Genomic DNA, 5,216 nt, shown 5'->3' with positions numbered 1-5,216 from the left:
TAAATGGGCTGCTAGAGAAGGGTGTCGCTAATCTGAAGGTCATTTATTACGGCTGGCAAAATCAAGGCGACTATGACCTTTATGACCGTTTTCCAATTGAGGAGTCGCTAGGCGGCGAGACGGCTGCCAAGGCTTTTGTTTCCAATATGACAAAGCATGGCATTGACGTCATGTTCGAGGATGATTTTGTCTGGATCGATTCGGACAATTCCGATTTATCTGGCAAAACGAACGGTATTCGCGGCATTGATGAAACGGTATTTGTTGATGAGGGATGGTTTATCAGCAAGCCGTCACGCACCGTTGCCATGGCCTATCAAACGATTGAGAAGCTGAAGGAGATTGGCATATCCGGCATTTTGTACAACTGGATGGGTGAAATGGTGTTCCATGACTATGATCCGTCAGGCATAGAAACTCGTTCGGACACGATTGCTGTATACGATGGCTTACTCGAATACACGCAGAAGACGCTTGGCACGGCTGGCGTATATCGCGGGAATGACTACGCAGTTGGCCAAAGCGATTTTATCGCTAATTTGCCGCATGAATCCAGCTATGATTTCATGGTCGACGAGACGGTTCCTTTTTATCCCATCGCGCTTCATGGTTATGTATCGTATTCGTTTGGAGATGGCAATCTTCGTAATGATGTAGAAACTGAGTTTTTAAAAGCCATTGAATACGGAGCTGTTCCTTCTTTCTTCCTCACACATGAGGATTCACGGAAGCTCAAGTACACGGCTGCGAGTTTCTTATTCAGCAGTCAATATGAGAAGTGGACAGACCGCATTTTAAAGGAATACGAGGCTTTTGATTCCCTAGCAGGTTTGTATTCCCAAACGATTGAAAACCACGAAAAGCTGTCTGAAAATCGGTTTGCTACCGTTTATGAGGACGGCACACGGGTAATCGTCGATTATAACAGCAAGACGTTCGTCGTAGAGAAGGGAGTGGGCGCCTAATGCAAGCAAAAGCTAGAGTCCGTGCAGCGCGCCTTCATCTCTGGAAGCGCTACGGAATGGGACTGCTGTTCATGCTGCCATGGATTATTGGGTTTGCGATGTTCGTCATTATCCCGATTAGCTGGTCGTTATTTATGTCCTTTAACAAGGTGCAAGTAGCGGTCGGAGGATTTAAATATGAATGGGTTGGATTGCGCAATTTTCGGGATGCTTTTTTGAAAGATAACATTTTCCCAATTGAACTTATCACTTATTTCCAAGAAATGCTGCTGATGGTTCCGATCATCGTTATTTTTGCCCTGCTGATCTCATTAATGCTGAATCAGAAATTTCCTGGACGATTTATTTTCCGCGCGTTGTTTTTTCTTCCAGTTATTTTTGCAACAGGGCAAGTGCTCTCAGAGCTGTTCTTGCAAGGAGCGGGAGATATTCCATTCCTGGAGCAGTACAATTTGCTTCCGATAGTTGAGGAATATGTTGGAAAGCAATTTGCAGAGACCGTAATGGCAGTTTTGGGCAAAGCGATTCTAATTTTATGGTATTCCGGTGTGCAGATTCTTATCTTTATTGCGGGTTTCCAGACGATTTCACCGACGATTTATGAGGCTGTGCGGATCGATGGCGCCTCCCCTTGGGACAGCTTCTGGAAAATAACGCTGCCAGCCTGTGTGCCATTCATCAGCTTGAATGTGCTCTACACGATTATCGACCTGTTCACATTCCCGCTTAATCCTGTGCTGAAGCATATCAAAGACAACATGTTTAAGGTCGATACCGGTTACGGCTACGCCAGTGCGCTCGCTTGGATTTATTTTGGACTCATCTTCGCGCTGATCGCCCTCGTATTATGGCTGTTTAACCGGAGCCTCAAGACAAGGAGGGTACATTCATGATTACTGCGATGAAGTCTGAGTTCGAGAAGGTTAGCCGCAGCGTAAGGGGAGTTCTATGGGGCCGCAAAGCCCAGAAAACAAAAATGCTTGTGCTCGGACGAAGCTTGTCTGACGGTTTGCTGGCGAAGCTCATCATTTATTTGCTGCTCTCGATTGTCGCTTACCTTTATTTACAGCCGATTCTTTATATGGTCAGCACGATGTTTAAGAACATGAGTGATCTCCTTGATCCGACGGTAAAGTGGATTCCGCGCGAGATTACTTGGGAAAATGTGACGAAAGCGCTGAAAGGTCTGCAATACCCGGAAGCACTCAGAAACACTGCCCTTATATCGGTGACATGCTCGCTCGTACAGGTCATTATTTGTGCGATGACCGGCTATGCGCTTGCTAGGCTGGAGCTGCCATTCAAGGGACTTTTTACGGCGCTAATCATATTGACCTTCTTGATTCCGCCGCAGGTTATCATCATTCCGCTTTACGTTATATTCAGCAAGCTCGGCTTGTTGAATTCGATTTTTGTGTTTCTCATACCGGCTATATTCGGGCAAGGCCTTAAGGGAGCATTATTTATTCTCATTTTCCGGCAGTTTTTCAAAGCGCAGCCGCCAAGCTTGGAGGAGGCAGCGAAGCTGGATGGAGCTTCTACAGCGAGGCTGTTTTTCGGAATTATGCTGCCTCTTGCAAGGTCAGCGTGCTTAGTCGTGTTTCTCTTCTCATTTATTTGGTACTGGAACATGTATTATGAGCCATCGATGTTTCTTACCAAAGGTTTCACGCCGCTGTCGATCCGCCTAGATATGCTGGAGGATGTGCTGAATCCGTCCTTGCTCGGTAATACTCGAACCATCGTTAATCCGATTACGGAGAGCACCAAAATGGCCGCAGCCTTCCTTATCATTTTACCGCCAATCATCGTGTTTATGTTCCTTCAGCGCTGGTTCGTTAGCGGTATTGAAAGAACGGGAATTGTTGAATAGTTCGCTTTCTGCGCTAAGGCGCAGCAGCTCTTTGGGGGGGTGGTGTTTCGGCAAACAGCTGCTGGAACGGTTTCAACGTTATAAAGAATGCTAAACCGCAAAAAACGAGGGGAAGGCTTACGAAACTAAGCTTATGCTTACGAAGCTAGTTTTGCTCTACAAAACTTAAAGCTTAAGCTTACGAAGCCAGTTTTGCTTCACAAAACTTAAAGCTTATGCTTACGAAGCCAGTTTTGCTTCACAAAACTAAGCTTATGCTTACGAAGCCAGTTTTGCTCTACAAAACTTAAAGCTTATGCTTACGAAGCTAGTTTTGCTTCACAAAACTTTTAGGAGGCCAAAAAATGAAAAACAAAAGCGCTTTGACATGGATGTTGTGTATGGTCTTGTTATTTTCAGTCGTTCTCTCGGCTTGCTCCGGCAATGGAGAAAAGAATAAAACGACTAACACTCCTTCTAATAATACAGCGACAGATGCACCTACCGATGATGCAGCCAAACCGGCTACAGAAGAGAAGCATGAGCCTGTTACGATTAAACTCATTTCATGGTCCGATTCCTACACGGAATTATACAAAATGTTTAACGAAAAATATCCATGGATTACAATTGAACAGGTTCCTGTAAACGGCAAACCAATTATGGAGATCATCGCTACTTTGGAAGCGGCAGGAACACCAGCCGATTTAACTTGGATCGACAGTGATTTGATCTCGTTTGACCAAGCTGGCTTGGTTGAGGATTTGACTCCTTATATCGAGAAGGATATGACATTCCAAGATGTTCAGCTGCCTCAAGGATTTTTTGATACGATGACGTATAAAGACAAAAAATTGGCTGTGCCATTCGTTGACGTACCGATGTGGATTCTCGTCAATAAAGATTTGCTTGCTAAGCATGGTGTTGAAATGCCAGCAAATGATTGGACTTACGATGATTTCCGCGATGTAGCCAAAAAAATTACCGATCCAGAAGCAGGGGAATATGGCTTAACGACACAGCCAGAATTTCAAATGCGCGTTCTTAGCACAAAAGCAATTGCTGACGGACATGCTGCAAACATTCATTACTTAAATGAAGATTTGACACAAAGCTTGCTCAATACGCCAGATGTAATGAACGATGTTAGATGGCTTTCAGATTTTGTGTGGAAAGACGGCTCCATGCAGAGCAATGCGAAAGCTAAGGAACAAGGCGATGTATCGAGAGAATTTATTAACGGTAAAACGGGCTTTGCGATCGGCGGAGACTGGGTGCTTCCAGGCCTCAAAAAGGATGCAAAATTTGAATGGGATGTTTTGCCTTTCCCAAGAGGAAAAGTAAGCCAACCAGGTTATAGTATTTATGGTCCGCTTTCACTGCTCAGCGGTTCCAAGCATAAAGAAGAAGCTTTCCTATGGATTAGCTTCCAATTCTCCAAAGAAGCGCAAAAATGGAAGATTGACCAAGGAGCAAATGCTTCGGTCATCGATCCTGAATTGACCGCTTATTATGATGAAACGCCAATGTGGGAAGGCAAAAACAAGGAAGCTGTTAAAATTGCAAAGGAAAATGCAAAAATACAGCCGGGCGTAACCGTTCCTGCTTGGTCTGAATACAACTGGAACAATATTTTGAATGAAATTATTTTTGATGGAGCAGATATTAATAAACTGATTCCAGAAACGGAAAAATGGAATAAGCGGACGCTAGAGGTTCGTGAATCATTGAAATAATCGGAGTCTACCTTTAGTAGGCTAATCTCGAAATCACCCTATGTCGCTTAGTTTGCGGCAATAGGGTGATTTTTTTGTATTAATAAGGTATGTGGATAGCCTAAGCTTAGTAATTCATAAACTTAGTCATATAAAATAATTAATAATTTCAATATAAATATGTATTATTTAAGAAGTTTCAATCTAATTGGTTTAATTTACATAACATTTTAGTTAAACTGGTTTAATATAGATAAATTAACAGTGGGGGTTATCAAAAATGAAGATGGGATTACGCTCGTTGACGAATAAATTTATGCTAGTCATGGCCGCCGCATTAGTCATAATCGTTAGTGTGATTCTCATGTATGAATGGAAATCCACTCGTATAGCTGTCGAGCAGCAGCTTCTGGACAAGGGTCGCACGATGGTTTTATCGCTAGCTCGCACACTTGAGAATATTACGGAGCAGGATTTTAAAACAGGTGTTGTGCTGGAGGATGGAACGAAATGGGACGGAAATAAGCTAAAGGAGGATTTTTTCAACGATACATTGACTGTAAATCCCGAAAGTGAGAAAGTGGCTGAAAAAAGGCTAAAGGACTCATCCTATGCGGGGAAAGAATCGATTTTGTACAATGGAGAGTCCATTCCGCTATCTCAATATGAACTGAAATATGATAG

At 43.4% G+C, this 5,216-nt stretch carries 4 protein-coding genes and 1 pseudogene; all 5 read left to right on the top strand.

Annotation, left to right across the window (positions count from 1 at the left end):
* The coding region (locus tag AC1DSE_RS29665; protein WP_477528655.1) for a DUF5696 domain-containing protein at positions 1–965 on the top strand (965 nt) is incomplete at its 5' end.
* Complete coding sequence (locus AC1DSE_RS29660; RefSeq protein ID WP_076269451.1) at positions 965–1,858, top strand: carbohydrate ABC transporter permease; 894 nt, start codon at positions 965–967, stop codon at positions 1,856–1,858. The genes AC1DSE_RS29665 and AC1DSE_RS29660, both read left to right, overlap by 1 nt.
* Positions 1,855–2,838: a carbohydrate ABC transporter permease gene (locus tag AC1DSE_RS29655; RefSeq protein ID WP_076269452.1), complete on the top strand. Its 984-nt coding sequence runs from the start codon at positions 1,855–1,857 to the stop codon at positions 2,836–2,838. The genes AC1DSE_RS29660 and AC1DSE_RS29655 overlap by 4 nt, the downstream gene beginning before the upstream one ends.
* Before the next feature lie 344 nt (positions 2,839–3,182).
* On the top strand, positions 3,183–4,553 hold the full coding sequence (locus AC1DSE_RS29650; protein WP_477509271.1) for an ABC transporter substrate-binding protein: 1,371 nt from the start codon (positions 3,183–3,185) through the stop codon (positions 4,551–4,553).
* Between the two features lie 259 nt (positions 4,554–4,812).
* Positions 4,813–5,216: pseudogene (locus tag AC1DSE_RS29645) on the top strand (methyl-accepting chemotaxis protein); the annotation flags it as partial.

This window comes from Paenibacillus sp. 01L418, from assembly GCF_056400045.1.
Note: the sequence above shows the minus strand (reverse complement) of the source record. Positions and strands in the feature narration are given on the sequence as shown.

Bases quoted from the DNA above. Each gene is read 5' to 3' on its own strand.
- AC1DSE_RS29655 (WP_076269452.1), top strand. From the start codon at position 1,855: ATGATTACTGCGATGAAGTCTGAGTTCGAGAAGGTTAGCCGCAGCGTA.
- AC1DSE_RS29650 (WP_477509271.1), top strand. From the start codon at position 3,183: ATGAAAAACAAAAGCGCTTTGACATGGATGTTGTGTATGGTCTTGTTA.
- AC1DSE_RS29660 (WP_076269451.1), top strand. From the start codon at position 965: ATGCAAGCAAAAGCTAGAGTCCGTGCAGCGCGCCTTCATCTCTGGAAG.